The sequence below is a fragment of the uncultured Draconibacterium sp. genome, assembly GCF_913060805.1.
In the GTDB taxonomy this organism is placed as follows: domain Bacteria; phylum Bacteroidota; class Bacteroidia; order Bacteroidales; family Prolixibacteraceae; genus Draconibacterium.
This window is the reverse complement of the sequence record NZ_CAJXTC010000034.1, coordinates 17,125-35,131: the sequence shown is the minus strand read 5'-3', so window position 1 is coordinate 35,131 and position 18,007 is coordinate 17,125. Positions and strand designations below refer to the sequence as shown.

The 18,007-nt window shown below is 41.8% G+C and carries 14 protein-coding genes; 5 read left to right on the top strand and 9 right to left on the bottom strand.

The window, feature by feature from the left end:
- Nucleotides 1-24: 24 nt before the first annotated feature.
- The 9 genes from QZ576_RS17740 to QZ576_RS17700 form a co-directional block, all read right to left on the bottom strand.
- The gene (locus QZ576_RS17740; RefSeq protein WP_297099494.1) at nt 25-792 is read right to left on the bottom strand and encodes a LytTR family DNA-binding domain-containing protein; all 768 of its coding nucleotides are present in this window, start codon (nt 790-792) and stop codon (nt 25-27) included.
- Between the two features lie 417 nt (nt 793-1,209).
- Nucleotides 1,210-2,247 carry a sensor histidine kinase gene (locus tag QZ576_RS17735; RefSeq protein ID WP_297099492.1) on the bottom strand — a complete coding sequence of 346 codons (1,038 nt, stop codon included), beginning with the start codon at nt 2,245-2,247 and terminating at the stop codon, nt 1,210-1,212.
- Nucleotides 2,248-2,388: 141 nt separating this feature from the next.
- A complete protein-coding gene (locus QZ576_RS17730) occupies nt 2,389-3,027 on the bottom strand; it encodes a hypothetical protein (protein ID WP_297099490.1) in 639 nt (212 codons plus the stop codon).
- Nucleotides 3,028-3,255: 228 nt separating this feature from the next.
- Entirely contained in the window at nt 3,256-5,388 is a 2,133-nt protein-coding gene (locus QZ576_RS17725; protein ID WP_297099488.1) for a TonB-dependent receptor, read from the bottom strand.
- Between the two features lie 418 nt (nt 5,389-5,806).
- A complete protein-coding gene (locus QZ576_RS17720) occupies nt 5,807-6,670 on the bottom strand; it encodes a DUF4382 domain-containing protein (protein ID WP_297099486.1) in 864 nt (287 codons plus the stop codon).
- A 131-nt stretch (nt 6,671-6,801) separates the two neighbouring features.
- Nucleotides 6,802-7,716, bottom strand: a complete 915-nt coding sequence (locus QZ576_RS17715) for a hypothetical protein (protein ID WP_297099484.1) — start codon at nt 7,714-7,716, stop codon at nt 6,802-6,804.
- Between the two features lie 306 nt (nt 7,717-8,022).
- Nucleotides 8,023-9,366 carry a sigma-54 dependent transcriptional regulator gene (locus QZ576_RS17710; RefSeq protein ID WP_297099482.1) on the bottom strand — a complete coding sequence of 448 codons (1,344 nt, stop codon included), beginning with the start codon at nt 9,364-9,366 and terminating at the stop codon, nt 8,023-8,025.
- Nucleotides 9,367-9,433: 67 nt separating this feature from the next.
- Nucleotides 9,434-10,711, bottom strand: coding sequence for an MFS transporter (locus QZ576_RS17705; protein ID WP_297099480.1), 1,278 nt, complete (start codon nt 10,709-10,711; stop codon nt 9,434-9,436).
- A gap of 74 nt (nt 10,712-10,785) precedes the next feature.
- Complete coding sequence (locus tag QZ576_RS17700) at nt 10,786-13,188, bottom strand: ATP-binding protein (RefSeq protein WP_297099478.1); 2,403 nt, start codon at nt 13,186-13,188, stop codon at nt 10,786-10,788.
- A gap of 233 nt (nt 13,189-13,421) precedes the next feature.
- Between QZ576_RS17700 and gpmI the strand changes: the two genes are divergently transcribed.
- The 5 genes from gpmI to QZ576_RS17675 all read left to right on the top strand — a co-directional run bounded on the left by gpmI (nt 13,422) and on the right by QZ576_RS17675 (nt 18,005).
- Entirely contained in the window at nt 13,422-14,954 is a 1,533-nt protein-coding gene (gpmI, locus tag QZ576_RS17695; RefSeq protein WP_297099476.1) for a 2,3-bisphosphoglycerate-independent phosphoglycerate mutase, read from the top strand.
- An 88-nt stretch (nt 14,955-15,042) separates the two neighbouring features.
- The gene (locus tag QZ576_RS17690) at nt 15,043-15,618 is read left to right on the top strand and encodes a DUF3109 family protein (protein ID WP_297099474.1); all 576 of its coding nucleotides are present in this window, start codon (nt 15,043-15,045) and stop codon (nt 15,616-15,618) included.
- 212 nt (nt 15,619-15,830) lie between these two features.
- Nucleotides 15,831-16,475, top strand: a complete 645-nt coding sequence (locus tag QZ576_RS17685) for a hypothetical protein (RefSeq protein WP_297099472.1) — start codon at nt 15,831-15,833, stop codon at nt 16,473-16,475.
- Between the two features lie 120 nt (nt 16,476-16,595).
- On the top strand, nt 16,596-17,159 hold the full coding sequence (locus tag QZ576_RS17680) for a hypothetical protein (RefSeq protein WP_297099470.1): 564 nt from the start codon (nt 16,596-16,598) through the stop codon (nt 17,157-17,159).
- 42 nt (nt 17,160-17,201) lie between these two features.
- On the top strand, nt 17,202-18,005 hold the full coding sequence (locus tag QZ576_RS17675) for a hypothetical protein (protein WP_297099469.1): 804 nt from the start codon (nt 17,202-17,204) through the stop codon (nt 18,003-18,005).
- The last annotated feature ends 2 nt before the right edge of the window (nt 18,006-18,007 follow it).

Below are 18,007 nucleotides of genomic sequence, written 5' to 3'. Positions count from 1 at the left end.
TCTACTGCGACTGAAAACTGCCAACTAATCATCACCTTCCAGCCAACTCTTAAAGCTTTTTACTTTTTCGCGGGCCACCAGGAAATCATCTTCGTTGGCATGTTGTACTTTTAGTTTTAAACGAGAGTTACTGTAGGCAATAACATCGCTGATGCTTTTTAAGGCAACCAGATATTTGCGGTTAATACGGAAAAACACATTCGGATCGATCATCGCTTCCACCAGTTCCAGACTTTGGTCGAGCAGGTAATCTTTCCCATCCAAAAGTTTGGCGTAAGTGCCTTTTTCAAAACTGTAGAAATACAACACTTCGGAGGTTTCAATTACGCGAAGGTGTATACCCACTTTCACCAAAAAACGTTCTTTGTAATTTTTCTTTTTCAGCGAGGCTACTACCTCGTGCAGAATATCGGGAGTAAAAGAAGAGGTTGCCGGTTTGGCCATTTGCTCAAACTTATCGAGTGCTTTTTTTAGTTCAGTGCGTTCAATGGGTTTTAATAAATAATCCACGCTGTTCACTTTAAAAGCACGAATGGCATAATCGTCGTAAGCGGTGGTAAAAATTACGGGCTGGTTAAAGTTCGTCTGCTCAAATATCTCAAAACTCAGTCCGTCGCCCAGCTGAATGTCAAAAAACGCCAGTTCAGGCGCTTCGTTGTTTTGCAACCAATCAACCGTAGCTTTTACCGTATCGCACACCGCCAGGATCTGCGCCTCCGGTTGCAAAGCAGAAATATGTGCAGCCAGTTGTGCCGCTGCCAATGGTTCGTCTTCTACTATCAGTATTTTCATTTTTTCTTCAAGTTACGAGTCACGAGCTTCGAGCTTTTCCTCAATAACTCAATAACTCACCACCTCAATTCCTCAATCACTCATTCCTCCCATCCTTCGACTCCGCTCAGGATGACTTTCAGTAAACTGCGACTGTAAACCTTCAATCTACAATCGTTAACCAACATTCCTCATTCAAAATTCAGTCTTTCTTTGTGTTCCTTTGTGCCTTCTTTGAGAAACTTTGAGGTTTAATTCTTAACCACAAAGACCACTAAGTACTCACAAAGTCTCGCTAAGTTTATTCTTCGTCTATTCTTCGACTCCGCTCATGATGACGTTCTGTAAACTGCGACTGAAAACTTTCAAAATCTAAAATCGTTAATCATCATTCTTCAATCGAAATTCCATTTCCTCACTTCTTCAATCCCTCATTCACTAATTTCCTCCCTCAACTCTTATCAGCGGAACGCTAACCCGAAAGTAACCGCCGTTTTTCGACACGACCATTTGTTTTCCGGTAAGGTATTCATAGCGTCCTGCCAGGTTTTTTAGGCCTGTTTTGCTGCTGTCTTCTGTCTGCTTTATTGGCTGAAGGTTATTCTCTACCACCAATTCATAATCGTCGGAAATAGCCACCAAAATCTTTAGCGGATTAGCCTTCGATATTTCGTTGTGTTTAATCGCATTTTCCACCAGTGCCTGCACCGACAACGGAATAACTTTCCCTTCCACCTTTTCGTTGGCAATAATATCCACCTGAAGCGCCTCGCCAAAACGAATTTGTTGCAGGTAAATGTATTTCATCACAAAATCGATCTCTTCTTTCAGCGATATAATGTCGAGGTCTTTAAACTGCAGCACATCGCGGTAAAATTTCGAGAGTTCGCGCGTAAACTGTTTGGCTTTTTCCACATCTATATCAATGAGGCTGCCCAGCACATTCAGACTGTTAAAAAGAAAATGCGGATTGATCTGATCCTGCAGTACTTTGTATTGCAGGGCCAGCGATTCGCGTTTCACCTCTTCCTTTTGGCGAACTTCCGTGCGCCAGGCTTTAAAAAACGAAATGGCATAAATGATCGATGCAATAATGATAAAAATGATATACTCGGAAATGATGGTGCCGCGGTTATATTCCAGAAATGACTCCCATTCACGATCCATAACTTTTATAAACCAGAACCAGTTGACGGTCCAGATGACAAAACTGGAATAAAAAATATGCATCAGCAAGGCACGAACAACACTTGTAATCGGTCGGTTTACCCAGTCGATAAAACGTTTTTCGTACCAGTTAAACAGGTACCCGTTGGCAAACAACGGAAGTCCGAGACTTAAAGAATAACCGGCATTCCACACAAACTGCATAAAAGGAACTTTTAACGAGCCGCCCATTAAAACAGTTGTAACCATACCAATGAGAATGGAAACGACGATGGCTACCAGCCAGTTAATGATTACGCGCTTACGCATGTAGCTTGTTTTATTTGATTTTTGAGTTTTCAAGATAGTAAAATTACGAATGAGTTGAAGATAATATTGTTAAACGGAAAAGAAAGATGGAGCGAAGTAAATTACCTCAATCTCCATCAATCTCTTCAATCTTTTTTCAATCTATTCAGCCTGCTCCTCACACTGGCTAAGCAACTGCGCATTATGAACGTTTCCCCAGGTTGGTAGTAACGGATTGCTTTGTTGCGCTGATTCAAACATTTCGGCAGCTTTTTCCAGGTCGGGTTTGGCTTTTTCGGAACCACCACCAAAGAATTTAGGTGTATGAAAAGTATTGCTTCCGCGCAGGTAATATACCCGAGGATTCTCCGGATTTAATCGTTCTGCCTGTTTAATGGCGTCGGCAGCTTTCATCGAATATTGGGCACCTTTGCTCATGTCGGTAATCCTGATTTGGAACAACAAAGCCTGCAATGCATAGATCTCTGATTCGTCATCGTTGGTTTTCATCAGTTGATCCACCAAAGCCTGCGCTTTGTCTAATTGGGCATGTTTGGCATCGGCATCCATTTCATCAAAAAAGGTAGAGCGGATAAAACAATACGCTGCATAATAGTTGGGCAGCCATTTGTCTTGTTCGGCATTGCCAATACGTTCAAACTGGTTGGCTAGAGACTTTAGTTCGGCAGAAGTGTGCAACTGGTACAATTTGTCGATGTTTGTTTTCATGGTTTCTTCGTACTTCGAAGAAAAAACGGTAGTTGAAATTGCTACGAGTAAGATGGTGATAATTGTTTTCATGACTTTGAGTATTAATGATTATTACTGTTTGATTTATTTGCTGATTCAAAGTTCCGCTGAAACGGGCATTTTTGAAATTCTTCCTTACCGAACTGTTGATTCTTTAGGATGAATTGTAGGTTTCTTTTTTTGTCATTTCGAATACCGAGGCACGAGGTGTGAGAAATCTGTTTCAATCATGAGATTCCTCCTCATTCTTCGTCGGAATGACAGCTTTTTTGAGACTGTTTAAAAATTAAGGAACAAACCGATAAAAACAAATCGTTTCATGTCGCGTTTTACCGGAACGAGTGAGTAATTTCCCTGGGCATCGGCAACGTTTGTAGGGCGGTAGCTCAGCACATTGTCATTTCCCAACACATTGTTTACCGAGCAGTACAGCACTGAATATTGATTTCCAATGTAAAAGACATGGCTCATGTTCAGACTCAGGTCGGAATACATTTCTGTGCGCTCGCTGTTGAACTTTGGAGAGTTAGGATCATTGAACGGACGACCGCTGGCGGCAGTAAACGAAGCGCCAAACTGTGTGTTTATTTTATTCACCCAATATTTTCCTACCACCGAAAAATTATGGTCGGAGATAAAGTAAGGCGTGGCCTTTTCAGGGTAGTACTGGTATTTTCGTTTGGTATCGATGTACGAGTAGGTAATCCAGTAGTCGAATCCTTTTATACTTTTTTGATCGCGCCAAAAGATATCGAAACCGGCGGCATAACCGCTTCCATCGTTTTGCAGATTCTCCGGTAATCCGTTTTCACCCACCGAATATGTTATGAGGTCGCTGTATTTTTTGTAGTAAGCTTCGGTACGGAACAAACGTTCTGAGTTGTCGCCAAACTGGTAGCTGAGGATATAATGCGTGGCCTGTTCAAAATCGAGATCGGTGTTTATTTTCAGGTAGTCGGCCTGTGGCGTTTGATGATACAAGCCCCATGCTCCGGCCAGTTGTGCTTTTTCTCCTGTTTTCAACGCCAGTGCAAAACGTGGAGCTACATTCCATTTATTAATCACCGACGAGTATTCGGTGCGAAATCCCGGGCGGATACCAAAGTTTTTTGTGAATTTGATCTCCGGCTCGATAAAAGCACCCAACAAATGGTCGTCGAAAGAACCATTGTATGTTGCACCTTCATTTTCTATATAATCCTGATCGTATTTGTTATAAGTTTCGTTCGCTCCCCAGGTTAATTTTATGCCTTCTGAAATATCGTGTACAATGGCAAAGCGAGATTCAACATTGAGCTCTTTGGTGTTCACATCGTCGGATCCCAATCCCAAACGGTTATCCTGATAAGTGGAAGAAACTCCGATACGATAGCACGATTTTTCTGAAAAGCAGTCGCGGTACGAGAGATTGGAATAAACGGTTCCTCCTTTGCTGCTGATCTTCATGTTTTCTCCGTCGTTACCGGCCGGAACGAGGTAAGCGAGGTCGCCATAATCGGCAGTAGCGTAGGCTTTAAACATACCACTTGAGCTTGTTTTGTGACGAAAAACTGCAGTTCCGTTTACCGATTCAACAGGTTTCTCCCAGTCAACATTACTTTTAAATACCTTATCGTATAAACTCAGGTTGGTATAACCACCCGACACATTTAGCGAGGTATTTTCCCAGCGTTCGGTGCGGTTTGCCTCGGCGCCAATGGTCATTAACGAAATACCGGTGTTATCAGCTTCAGCAAGATCGGTAGATTTTAACACCAAAACCGAAGATAGTGCCTGTCCATATTCAGCTGAGTAACCTCCTGTGTTAAATTGTACACCGTTGAATAATGATGGTGCGAATCGTCCGCGGGTAGCTACATCAGGAGTTTTGGAATAATAAGGTTTTGAAGCAACCAGCCCGTCGATGTAGGTTGAAGTCTCATAGGCATCGCCACCGCGCACCAGTAAACGCCCGTCGTCGGCAGAAGCCTGTGTGCCCGGCATCGTGCGAATGGCTGCCATTACATCGCCGTTGGCACTTGGCGTAGTGTACACATCCAGCGATTTCATAACCGATGCCCGCGATTCATCATCGGCGGCAAAACTTCCTGCAGTAATGGTAACAGCATCAATGCTGTTTACGCTTTCCTGTAATTCAATTTGCAGAGTCACATCATTTTGCAAATCGATAGTTTCGCTCCAGGTTTTATAGCCAATAAAAGAAGCGACAAGTGTTTGTTGTCCGTTTTCCGTTGTTTCGAAGCTAAAATTTCCTTCGCTATCCGAGCTGGCTCCGTCGTAAGTGTTTTCAATGTAAATGTTCACTCCCGGAATGGGCTCGCCGTTTTTGGTAACTACTTTTCCGGAAATGGTTACCTGCGCAAAGGCAAGCGCAGATATAAAAATGAAGCAGATTGTAATAATTGTTTTCATGACTTGTTTTTGTTTTGTTTTCTGCTTCAAAATTCCGGCGAAAACACCAAGTCATGAAATTTGCTTTACCGAACTGTGGAATTTGTGGGATGAATTGTAGGCTGACAGGGTGTTATTATTTAGTAGGTCTTATAAAATAGAAATTGCAAATAAAGATTGCTTCACTTCGTTCGCAATGACTCTGGCTCATGAACATTTAGGGAGAGGGGTTGGCTAGCGGCTTTGCCGCCAGCCAACCCCTAATTAATAATGATGCCTGTAATTGCGAGCAGTGCGAAGCAATCTCAGCACCATTTAATGAAGTCTAACTTTTAAACATGAAAAAAGGCTGCCCGAATTAACGGACAGCCCATACTTGAAAACCACTAAGCTTAACCAAACTGATTGATTACAGTATGATCCTCACTCTTGCAACCATTTAAGGTTCAGGAGTCAACATAAAGTCAATCTGGGTTGACTCTCCTTTTAATACATCCACATTCCAAATCGTATCGGTCAGGAAACTATCCTGTTCCGCAATCATATAATAAGTTCCTTCTGGTATTCCAATTAGCAGATACTCGCCCATCTCATTGGTAAAGGCAGTGGTAATTAAACTGTCTTCTTCAATGTCGTTAACTTCTGTCCAAAGATTTACAGCCGAATTAGGTAAAAGAACACTAGCTGTGTCGCTAACAGATCCCACAATTCTTCCGGCACGGTCGAGCAACACGCAGCGCACAACCGGTTTAAAGTTAAAGCCTTTAATGTCGCCGCCTTTCCAGTTTCCTTTTGCTACAAACGATTTGCTTACATCGAAGTCGAGCAATACATCAGAAGTTTGGCCACTTTCAATAGTTAATGCCGGCTCTATTTTAATTTTTAAACCACTGCTTGATCCACTTGGTATTTTCAGGTCGAATTCTGTTCCGTCGGTCAAAATAACCTTCGAATCGGTAACATGCATTCGCATCATATCGTAACTTCCGGCTTCCAGTTCAATAGATGCCAGTTGCTCGGTAATTCCGTTCGAAAGGCTCAGCAAATCAATTTCAAAAGGTTCCTCCATAATGGTAATGAACGAAGCCCCGGTTGTATCGTTTTCCTGTTTTCTAATTTCAACTTTGTCGATTGTTACAATGGTTTGAGACACCAGCCCTATAGGGAAGGGTGCGTCGGTAAGATAGACGTTAACTTTGCCGTTTCCCTCCGCAAAATTTGTGGTTCCGTTGTCGTCGGTACAAGCCACCATCATTAAAATTCCAAATACAATCGTCGTAAGTGCTAATCCAATTTTCTTCATTACTTTTCTGTTTGTGTTTTCCTGTAAAAGTTGTTTGTTTTCCTGTCGTTGGTGTGGGAGTTTGTGCGTTAAAACGAAAGCAGAAGGGAACAACCTCTGTTGCACGCGCTTCTGCTTTCAGCAAACCTATATTATTTAATTTCTATTACCGCGTATTTCGAGATCTTCCAGAATTCGTCCGGATTATCAATGTTCAGGTAGGCGATTACACCGTCTTGCTCAACAAATGAGTATGAACTATCCGGGTGTTCCGAGATGATTGTAGCTTCGTTCGAGAACAATGGAATACTTTTAGTGTCTTGAATGTCAAGCTCGGTAAAATAGTCTTGGTCAAGATTACGTTTAAGCTTCACTTGTTTTCCCAATCCCAGGAAACCACCGCCTTTTGTCAAGACATTATGTTCTTCCAGCTCCTTGTAAGTTCCGTAGGCAACAAAACCTTTGTTTAACTGGTAAATTTTTTCGTCGATCAGCTGTTGTTGCTGAAGTAAAGTATCTTGTTTCGACTGAAGAACGATTTGCATTGTGTCGATTGTTTGCGACATATCGGCCAGCATTACATCGCGCTCTTCAATTTGCTGCTGAAGTGCCACAATTTGTGTATTCTGCTCATCGATGCTTGCATTAAGCGCAGCAATTTTCTTTTTGAAAGAGCTGATCTGGAAACCTGAGTTTTTCAGTTTACGTTCCAACTCTGCAATGTGATCGCTGCTTTTTTCCAGCATTTCATTCATCAGGGTGATGTCTTCAACAATCGCTTGTTTTCTGTCGTAGTTGCCTTCTTTCTGTGACTCTACTGATAAAACCTGACGTTTCTCTTTAATAAATTTCAGGTTCTGCTCAATTTCATCGAAAGCACCAACCAGCTCATTTACCATAGAGTCGCGTTCTTGTAGCTCCTGGTTAATGTTCGCGTTTTGGCTTTGCAGGTCAGTTATCTCAGTTTTCTTCTGGGTGTAAGTTGAAATACCAACCAAAGCAGCAACAACTATTATCGCCACTAAAACAATGCTTATTGCATTTTGTATTTTTCTATTCGTTTTCATGATTATCTCCTCCGTAATTAGTTTTTTTATGAATAATCTGCCTCTTAATAGCCAATTGCTGTGCCATTAAAATTTGAAATTCATAATTAGCTGATTGTGAGGGGTAAATGAAATGGGAGGAATTCAGAAGTCTATCAATATGATAGGGGGATTATCAAAATGATAATTTCGGGAATGTAGTATTCGTTTCCTGCTGCGCCTAAAATATAGCTTCGTCATTCCGAATTTATTTCGGAATCTTTTCAAAAGGAGAGATGCTGAAATAAATTCAGCATGACGGAAAGACTAATTATAATTGACTCTACTCTAGTCTTCTTTAAGCATACGATAAATAGTAGCAACGCCAATATCTAATTTATCAGCAACCACTTTGGGTTTGTTATCGTATTTTTCGAGCATGCGTTTTACCAGTCGGAGGTTATATTCGCGCAAGGTTAGTTCTTCCGTTAGCAGACCTTCAATGTTTTCTGCGTCTTCGAGGAGTAAATGGTCAGCAGTAATTTCCTTATCATCGGCAAGCGTTGCTGCCAGTTCAATAACCGATTTTAACTCGCGCACGTTACCCGGGAAAGGGTAGGCCAGCAGCTTTTTACTGGCAGACGGAGACAGTAGTTTTTGCTCCAGTTTATTCTCTTTGCAAAACTGCTGAATGAAACTTTTTGCCAGTACGATAACATCATTTCCTCTGTCGCGCAACGGTGGAAGATCGATCGGCAAGCCGTAAAAACGATAATAAAGGTCTTGTCGGAAGTTGCCTTTTTTTACTTCTTCCAACAGGTTTTTGTTGGTGGCAATAATTATGCGGCAATCAATTTTTACCGCTTTGTTGCTTCCAATTCGTATAATTTCTTTTTCCTGTAGAGCCCGTAAAAGCTTAGCCTGTAGCGAAATATCCATTTCAGCAATTTCGTCGAGGAACAAGGTGCCCGAGTGTGCTTCTTCGAATTTTCCGATGCGCCGTGCAGCGGCTCCTGTAAAAGCACCTTTCTCGTGTCCAAAAAGTTCACTCTCGATCAGTTCATTCGGAATGGCTGCCATGTTTACCGGTACAAACGGTTGTTTGGCTCGCGACGAATTGTAATGAATGGCTTTGGCAACCAGTTCTTTTCCGGTTCCGGTTTCGCCACTTATTGATACGGTAACATTGGTACGGGTAGCTTTTTCAATCAGGTTATAAATCTTTTGCGTAGCCGGACTGTTGCCCACAATGGTATTGTCGTAACTGTATTTTTGTTTTACTTCCTGGCGCAGCGAACGGATTTCATCTTTGAGTTTAAATTCCTTGCTAATATTATTTACGGTGTTCAGCAGGCGCTCGCGAATATCTTTCGATTTTACAATGTAATCGTAGGCGCCATGTTTTAGCAGGTCAACCACCACCTCAATATCGTCCTGTTCCGAAATGAGAATAACCTGAATGTCCTCGTTAATTGCTTTAATCTGCTTAAGCACTTCGAGTCCTTTCATATCGGGCAGGCGGTAATCAAGCGTAACAACATCAGGAAGTTCGTGTAAATTGCTCAGGCATTCTTTCCCGGTTCCGAAAGCTTGTATTTCGTAATCCGGGTTCAGCGAAAGATTGTGTACCAGCAAACGACGGTACCATTCATCATCCTCAACAACAAATATTTTAATGTTCTTAACTTCCATCTTTGGCTACTTACTACTTTTCTGTAGTTCTAAACTCAATATCGAATTTTGTATTGTTCGCTTATAATTATTCTTTGCTGCCGCTTGGTTCTTCCAGTCCGTGGCCTTTTGGTCCTGTTTCGGCCCGGCGCAACAGAAAACTGAATAACAAACCAACAAAACCAAGTATGCTGAATATCCACATGCCGGGAATATAACCTTCCGGATTAGTTGCCGATGCTCCCGAAATGTCGTTGGTAACACCAATTAACCATGCCATTGCTGCTACTCCAAGTTGCTGCAATAAGGTCATTAATGCATAAGCAGTTCCCAGTTTGCTCTCTTCAACAATGTATGCCACCGAAGGCCACATAACCGCCGGTATCAGCGAAAACGAAATTCCCATTAACGTTACGGGAATGTATAACGACATGTTTCCATAGGAGAACATCAAATATACCGGGAGTATGATTATTGAACCGATTAGCATCATCAATGCGCGGCGTCCGATTTTGTCGATAAGCAATCCGATGACCGGAGTGGCAAACATAGTTGCCATAATGAGAACGCTATTAAGTTTCCCAGCCATTTGCTCTGAAACACCGTGGGCATCCTGATAAAAAGTAGGAGCAAATCCGCGGAACGGGAATATAGCCGAATAGAATGTTAAACAAAGAATTACCACATACCAAAACGAAGGGCTGTATTTAAATAAACCTTTGAAATCGAGCTTTTCAGTTTCGTCAGCTTTGCCAAGTACATATCGTTTTTGTGTCCAGCGTTCGATAAAATAATAGATAACACCACCAACGAAGCAGAGTAATCCGATTCCGGCGGCAAGGTATAATACCGGTTGCCATCCCATGTCGTAAATCGAGCTGGCCCAGGTATTCGAGCGGTCAACAAAATAAGATCCGCCCCGGCCAATAAGCAGGTTGATGCCTAGTGCAAAACCAAGCTCTTTTCCTTTAAACCATTTTGCCAGTGCCACCGTTAGCGCCACAATTAAGGGTTCGCTTCCAAATCCTAAAATAAATCTGCCGATTAATATAATGGTTAAATTGTCGCTAAAAGCCGTAACAAAACCGGCCAAACTGCAAATAGCACCAAACAACACCATGGAAACACGTGTGCCGTATTTGTCGATAAAAACGCCGCTGAAAAAAAGAACGATCACCGCAGCAATACTATACATGGTATATAACTGGCCGATGTTCGTTTGGCTAAAACCCAGTAATTCAATAAAATCTTTGGCTACATAGGCAACGCTGTCGTACATATAGTAGCTCCCGAACATGGTAAGGCTAACGGCTACCAGAGCTACCCAACGCAGCCATCCTGGTATTGTAACTTGTTTTTCGTGCATATAAATTCTGATTTGGTTTTCAGTAAAAAACAAATGTATTGAATCTGCCCGGATTCGGAAGTAATATATATCAGTTATTCGAACTTTTCGTTGAGAAGTGCTTCAAGTTCTTCGTTCAGCGCTGCAATTTCTGTATGCAACTGAGCCGCTTTTTCTTCGATTTTCGTTGAATCGTTTCCTTCTTTTGCAAGCCTCTCCAACTCTTTAATTGTGTTGTAAACTCCCGTTACATTCATGTATTTTACCGGAGATGCCAGTTTATGTGCCAGCTCGCCGATAGCGTCGTAATTTTTACTTTCAAGGTTTTCGTCGATCGACTGCATGCTGGCAGCGCTGGTTTTTAAAAACAAGTCGATCATTTCTTTCAGGAATTCGGGATCGCCATTTCCCATTCGTTTTAGTTCGCTGAGGTCAGGGCGATAAATCAAAGTTGTTTCCTGTTTCGTGTTTTCTTGTGCAGGTTTTTCTTCCACGGTGTTGCAGATAATATTGTACAATGCAGCTTCGTCAAAAGGTTTTTTCAGCGCGCTGTCAAAAGCACTTTTTTCGTCGGGATTTGTAGAATCAGAATTTGCAGACAAAGAAATGATTCGCGCTTTGTGTCCTGTTTGTTTAATCTTATGAATAGCTTCTATTCCGTTCATCACAGGCATTCGGATGTCCATAAGAATTAGTGCGTAGTTATTTTGTGCCGCCAAAGTAACTGCTTCCTGTCCGTTTTCTGCTTCGTCAAAATCAACTTCCCACTTGGTGAAAATGCTTTTAAGCAAGTGGCGGTTGAAAGCTTCGTCGTCTACAATTAGTACCGCTTTGTCTTTTAATACTTCAGGTGTGTCGAAACTTTTAAAGATTTGCTGAAGTTTCTCGCTGTCACCTTTTTCTAGTGGAACTGAAACAAAAAAGTGTGTTCCCTTATCGACTTCACTCTCAACTGATATTTTGCCACCAAGCAAATCAACCAGTTTTTTTACAATGTAAAGTCCGAGACCGGTTCCACCTGCTTTTTTATTGATGTCGGTATCCAGTTGTACAAAATCATCAAATATCTTGTCCTGACTTTCTTTTGGTATGCCAATTCCCGTGTCCGAGATTTCAAAGTCGAGGAGGATCTGTTTTTTCTGTTCTTTGGCGGTAACGGCTAATTTAACTTCTCCCGAGTCAGTGAATTTCAGTGCGTTGGTAAGTAAATTGTTTAATATCTGTTTTAGCCGGCCTTCGTCGCCAAACAGCACCAGCTCGTTTTCTACATTATTCTCAATTTTAAAACTGATGTTTTTAGCCTCTGCACTTGGTTTGTTGTACAGCTCAATTTTGTGAAGCAGATCTTCCAGCGAAAAATGCACCGGAATCAATTGAATGTTTTGTTTTTCAAGTCGTGAAAAATCGAAAGTGTCATTTACCAGTTCCGCCAAATGTTTGGTGGAGTCGAAGATCACTCGCAGATCTTCCTGTGTTTTTTCGTCGTGTTGTTTTTGCAGCAACTGTTCGCTCAATCCGTAAATGGCATTAACAGGCGTGCGCATTTCGTGACTAACTGTGGCCACGAATAGTTCTTTGGTGCGTGCCAGATTTTCGGCGTGTGTTTTAGCTTTTTTCAGCACTTTTTGATGCGAGCGCGATTTTCGCAGGTCGCGGAAAAACAATATCAAAACCAAAAGCATCAACAAGAATACCGATAAGGCGAAGTACGATAAGCGTTCGTAAGTTTCGTTTGCCAACAGCTCGGCTTCCTGCGATTGCTGCAGAAAACTTTCCTCTTCCTGCCGTTCCAGTTCGGTAATAATTTGTGATAGATTTTCGCTGATCTCAAAGTTTTTGCGCATGTAAACCGCTTCGGCCGAACTCATTCGTTGATTACGTTGCTTCAGCTCCTTTTCAAGAGTTGCAATTTCTTGTTGCAGACGCTGTTTTTCCACGGTGCGGTCAACAATTATTGGCTCGGGCGGTTCCTGCTTTTTCCCAAGAAGGCGTTTGAAAAAGCCTCGTTTTTCAGGCTCTTCAAAATGTATGGTATCCTGCACCGTTAATACAGTGTCGAGCGTTTCAACGTATTGGTTAAAAGCTTCGTGCTCATTCCCGCGCGAAAAGTGAAGGTTTAAAATCTTTTCCCAAACCACGACCTTTTGCTGGGCCAGAATCAGTACCGAATCAACCAATATTTGCCGGCTGCTATCTGGATTGTAAATGCTTTGTAATTCTTCAAATTTTGTTTCGAGCGATTCATTTACGCTTCTGTAATTTTCGAGGTAATCGTTGTCGTTACTCAACGAATAAAGTCTCACCATGTTCTCGGTCTCGTTCAAATCCATCGCCACATCTTTTACCAAAATGAGCGTGTTGTCGGGTTTTGATTCCGAAAGCATTGAATTGACAATTTCGGATAAACTTTTGTACACAAAATTCCCCGAAAATCCAAGCAACGAGATGATTACGATGGTAAGCAGAATAACCGGTATTTCAATTTTAATTCGTTTCATAAAAGGCTACTTCACAACTAAAACGGATTCAGGCTTTAGAAGTTGCATGCGCAAAACAAATAGTAGTGAACAAAGTTTCGCAAAGCGCACTTTGCAAAATTAAATTAATAGTGACAATTAATTCCAAAAGATTGTTAAATCAACCTGAACATATCGGCTGTAATTTCCTTAATGATTTAAAAAAGGATATTTTTGTCCGTTCTAAAATTGTTATTTAATAAAAACAGAATATAATGGCTGATAATCAGAAGACTTTATTGATGATTCTCGATGGATGGGGAATCGGTGATGGATCGAAAAGTGACATTGTAGCAACTGCTCCAACTCCTTTTATTGATTCGTTAATGGAAAAATACCCACACTCGCAATTGTTGGCAAGTGGCGAAAATGTTGGTTTGCCTGACGGGCAGATGGGTAACTCGGAAGTGGGTCACCTTAACATTGGTGCAGGACGTGTTTTGTACCAGGATATGGTAAAAATTACACGTGCCATAAAAGACAAGTCGTTGTGGCAGCATCCGCAAATTTTAAAAGCGTACAACTACGCAAAAGACAATAAAAAGAAAGTTCACCTGATTGGTTTAATTGGCCCTGGTGGAGTTCATGCTTTAAGTTCGCACATGGTAGCGCTTTGTCAGATTGCTACCGATATGGGACTGGAAGATGTTTTCATTCATGGTTTAACTGACGGTCGTGATACTGACCCGCGTTCAGGTTACGGTTTTATTGAAAACGACTTGAAAGCGCTGGAAGGAACAGTTGGTAAATTTGCATCGTTGATTGGTCGTTACTACGGAATGGACCGCGACAATAACTACGATCGTTTGAAATTAGCTTACGATTTGTATACACAAGGTAAAGGTGAAAAATCGACTGATATACTGGCTTCAATGAAAGCATCGTACGAAGCTGGTGTTACAGACGAATTCCTGAAACCGGTTGTAATGGTTGACGAAGCCGGTGAGCCACTGGCAAAAATCGAGGAAGATGATGTAGTGATCTGCTTTAACTTCCGTACCGACCGTTTGCGTCAGACAACTATTGCATTTACTCAAGAGGACAAGCATGAATACGACATGCACACCATGAATTTGCAATGGTATACCATGACAACTTATAAAGCCGATTTTAAAGGTATTAACGTAATCTTCGAAAAAGAGAACGTAACCAATACAATGGGCGAGATCATTGAAAAGGCTGGTAAAAAACAAATTCGTATTGCTGAGACTGAAAAATACGCTCACGTAACTTTCTTCTTTAGCGGTGGCCGCGAGGCAGAATTCGATGGTGAGAGCCGTATCTTGATTCCTTCGCCAAAAGTTCCTACTTACGATCATCAGCCGGAAATGTCGGCTCCTGAAGTGAGAGATGCTATTGTCCCTAAATTGGAAAATGGCGAGGCAGACTTTGTTTGTCTGAACTTTGCCAACGGCGATATGGTTGGTCACACCGGTGTTTACGAAGCGGTTTACAAAGCAGTTCAGGCTGTCGATGATTGTGCAAAAGATGTTGTTACTGCCGCTCAAAAAGGTGGTTACGATGTAATGATCATTGCTGACCACGGTAATGCCGACAATGCAGTAAATGCTGACGGATCAGAAAACACTGCTCACTCGCTGAATCCTGTTCCTTGTATTTTCGTAACCGAAAAAGAAGGCGTAACATTGGATAACGGTATTTTGGCTGATGTTGCTCCAACCTTGTTGGCCGACATGGGACTTGAAGTTCCTGCTGAAATGACCGGTAAAAATCTTATTAAGAAATAAGAATATACTTTATATAGAATTTCAAACCTTACTTGTGTTGCAAGTAAGGTTTGTTTTTTAATATTTGTACCACATAAATTTAAAAGACGTGATTGAGATTGGTCGTGCCATAGTAAGTCGTGATGTTTTTGAGAAGCATTTCCTTTGTGATATTCTAAAATGCAAAGGGGCTTGTTGTATTGAGGGAGATTCGGGTGCTCCGCTTACTGATGAAGAGGCTATTCTTATAGAGAAAGATTATCACACTTTTGAAGATCTGCTTCCCAAAAAACACAAACGCGAGGTGGAGAAACAAGGTTTCTCTGTAATTGACAGTGACGGCGATTTGGTAACGCCACTTGTTGACGATCGTCAATGTGTGTACTCTTACTATAATAAACAGGGTATTTTAAAATGTGCCATCGAAAAGGCTCATTTCGAAGGAAAGACCAAATTCCGCAAACCTTTGTCGTGTCATTTATTCCCCATTCGTATTACCGAATACAAACGTTTTGATGCTGTGAACTACCAGGAGCTTGATATTTGTAAGCCCGGGCGTAAATGTGGTGCATCAGAAAAACTTCCGCTATACAGATTCTTAAAAGAGCCGTTGACTGCAAAATATGGTGCCGAGTGGTACAAAGAGCTCGAAATTGCAGCCGACTATATTCTGTCCGGGAAATAGCCTTTTTCGTAGGAGGATTCCCAATTAATTTTATTCAGCCTTAATTGTCCCAAAATACCGAAGTGTCCCAATTGGTTAATTGTTGTCCCAGCGTGGGATGTGATTTTATTTTGGCACGAATGCTAAGTTGTTGACAATCAGTGATTGGCATATTTGGGCATCAGTGTTGTTTATTAAAAGGCGTATCTGACCCTAAAGGATACAACAGCTTTTTGAAGAAAAAATTACAAACAAATAAACAACACAACATCATGAAAAAAGTAACATTTTTATTAGCAGCGATTTTAGTTCTGGGGGTTTCAAGTATTGCCAAAGCGCAAAATAATGGTAATGGCAACGGTAATGGTAATTCTCCTGCGCAAGAAGATCCAACAGCAGCTCATGCTTTGAACATTAGTATTTCATCATACTCTATGATCGGTTTGGCCGGATCAAATCAAGCTCTTGCGTTTGAAGCAAGTGCAGCGGAAGTTGCCGGAGATAAGGTGGTTTTCACACAGTCAAGTGGTTCAACTTCTTTGTGGTTAAATTATTCTGCAATTGCAGAAGGTGAAAATACTTATAAAGTAACGGCAAAGGTAACTGGTGACGCCCATGACGGTCTGGATGTTAAAGTTAATGTAAGTTCAGCATCAACTGGAGGAGCAGGTGAAACAGGAACAGGTGCTGGTGAAATAATTCTAACTTCAACTGAAAGTGATGTAGTAACAGGAATTGGTAGCTGTTATACAGGAGCAGGAGAAGAACTGGGACACGAATTGACTTACAGTGTGTCTGCGAACGAGGACAATTATGGTGATATTGCAGCGAGCAGTCCAAGTTTAATCGTGACTTACACAATTACAGACGAGAATTAATAAAGGGACAGAGATAAACAATAAGGGGCGAACGGGTCAATCTACTGATTGGCCCGTTCTTTTTTGCTGATTTTTTGCTCAGCTATTTCTTTTTCGCAGATTTCGCCGTAGATTTAATGCATGAAGTTGTTGGACGCAATATCATGTTTTCTTTTTCTGGCGCTGTTTTCATTGGCTGCGGGTGCGCAGGAAAGTACCAGCCATAATCTTGGGATTGACGTTCCGGAGGTGGCACTGTTGGCTTTGCAAGCGGAAAATAGTTCCGATTTAAATCTTCATGCTACACCGCCAAATACTGCCGGTCAGCAAATCAAAACAAACAAAGAAGAGCAGTCGGGAATCTGGGTTAACTATTCTTCGATTGTAAGAGAAAACCATAAACGAAAAGTTACAGCAACGGTTGTCGGCGAGATACCGCAAGGAATGACTCTGAAAGTTAAAGCTTCGGAAAGTAGAGGAGACGGAAAAGGAAAATTAGGCGAGTCGTTATCGTGGGTGTCGCTCAGGAATGGTTCGGTTGATGTAATCTCGAATATCGGGAGTTGCTATACCGGGCGCGGAGCTCAAAATGGCCACTTGCTGAGCTATAAAATTGAGCTGGATGATGAAGCTGATCAGTACGCCAAATTGAAGCAGTCGGAAACTTCCCTGCAAATATTGTACACATTAACCGACGACAATTAGTTTTTCATTAGTATTTTTAGCCGAAACTTATAAGCAGCTAATATGTCAGTGAAAAGGTTTTTCCTCTTTTTTATACCATTATTATTTATTACAAGCATTTTTTCGAATCGAAGTTATGCGAATATCGTTGTGCTTAACGGCTTAACACACGAAAACATAGCGGAGGCCGGAGAAGGATACCGGGGAGCTATTCAGGTGCAGAATGCTGGAACCGAGCCGCAAAGTGTAAAAGTGTATCAACGCGATTACTGGTATGCATTTTCGGGCGAAAGCCGCCACGATGAAGCCGGCACGCTGGCACGATCGAATGCAGCCTGGATAAAATACAGTCCGACTTTGCTTACGCTGCAACCCAACGAAACTGCAATGATCGATTTCGAAGTGAGCGTTCCGGCCGATGACACACTGAAAGGAACTTACTGGAGCGTGATTATGGTGGAAGGAATACAACCGGAAGATACAGCTGCATCATCGGGTGTAAAAATTCATACCGCCATTCGTTATGCTGTGCAGGTAATTACCAATATTGGAAATACAGGGAAGCGCGATCTCCAGTTTTTGGGGATGGAACTTACCTCCAATGAGAATGAAACACAGGTGTTAAATGTGGCCATCGAAAATACCGGCGAACGAATTTTAAAACCGGAACTAAATCTTGAGTTATTTAACGCTGAAGGAGAATCGATAGGCGTTTTTAAAGCAGAACGCCGAAAAACTTATCCAACTACTTCTGTTTTGTTGTCGTTGCCGCTGGAAGGAGTAAAACCCGGCGAATATGCTGCAGTACTGATCGCTGATTGTGATGAGGATAACATCTTTGGAACAAACTTAACACTAGAGCTATAATT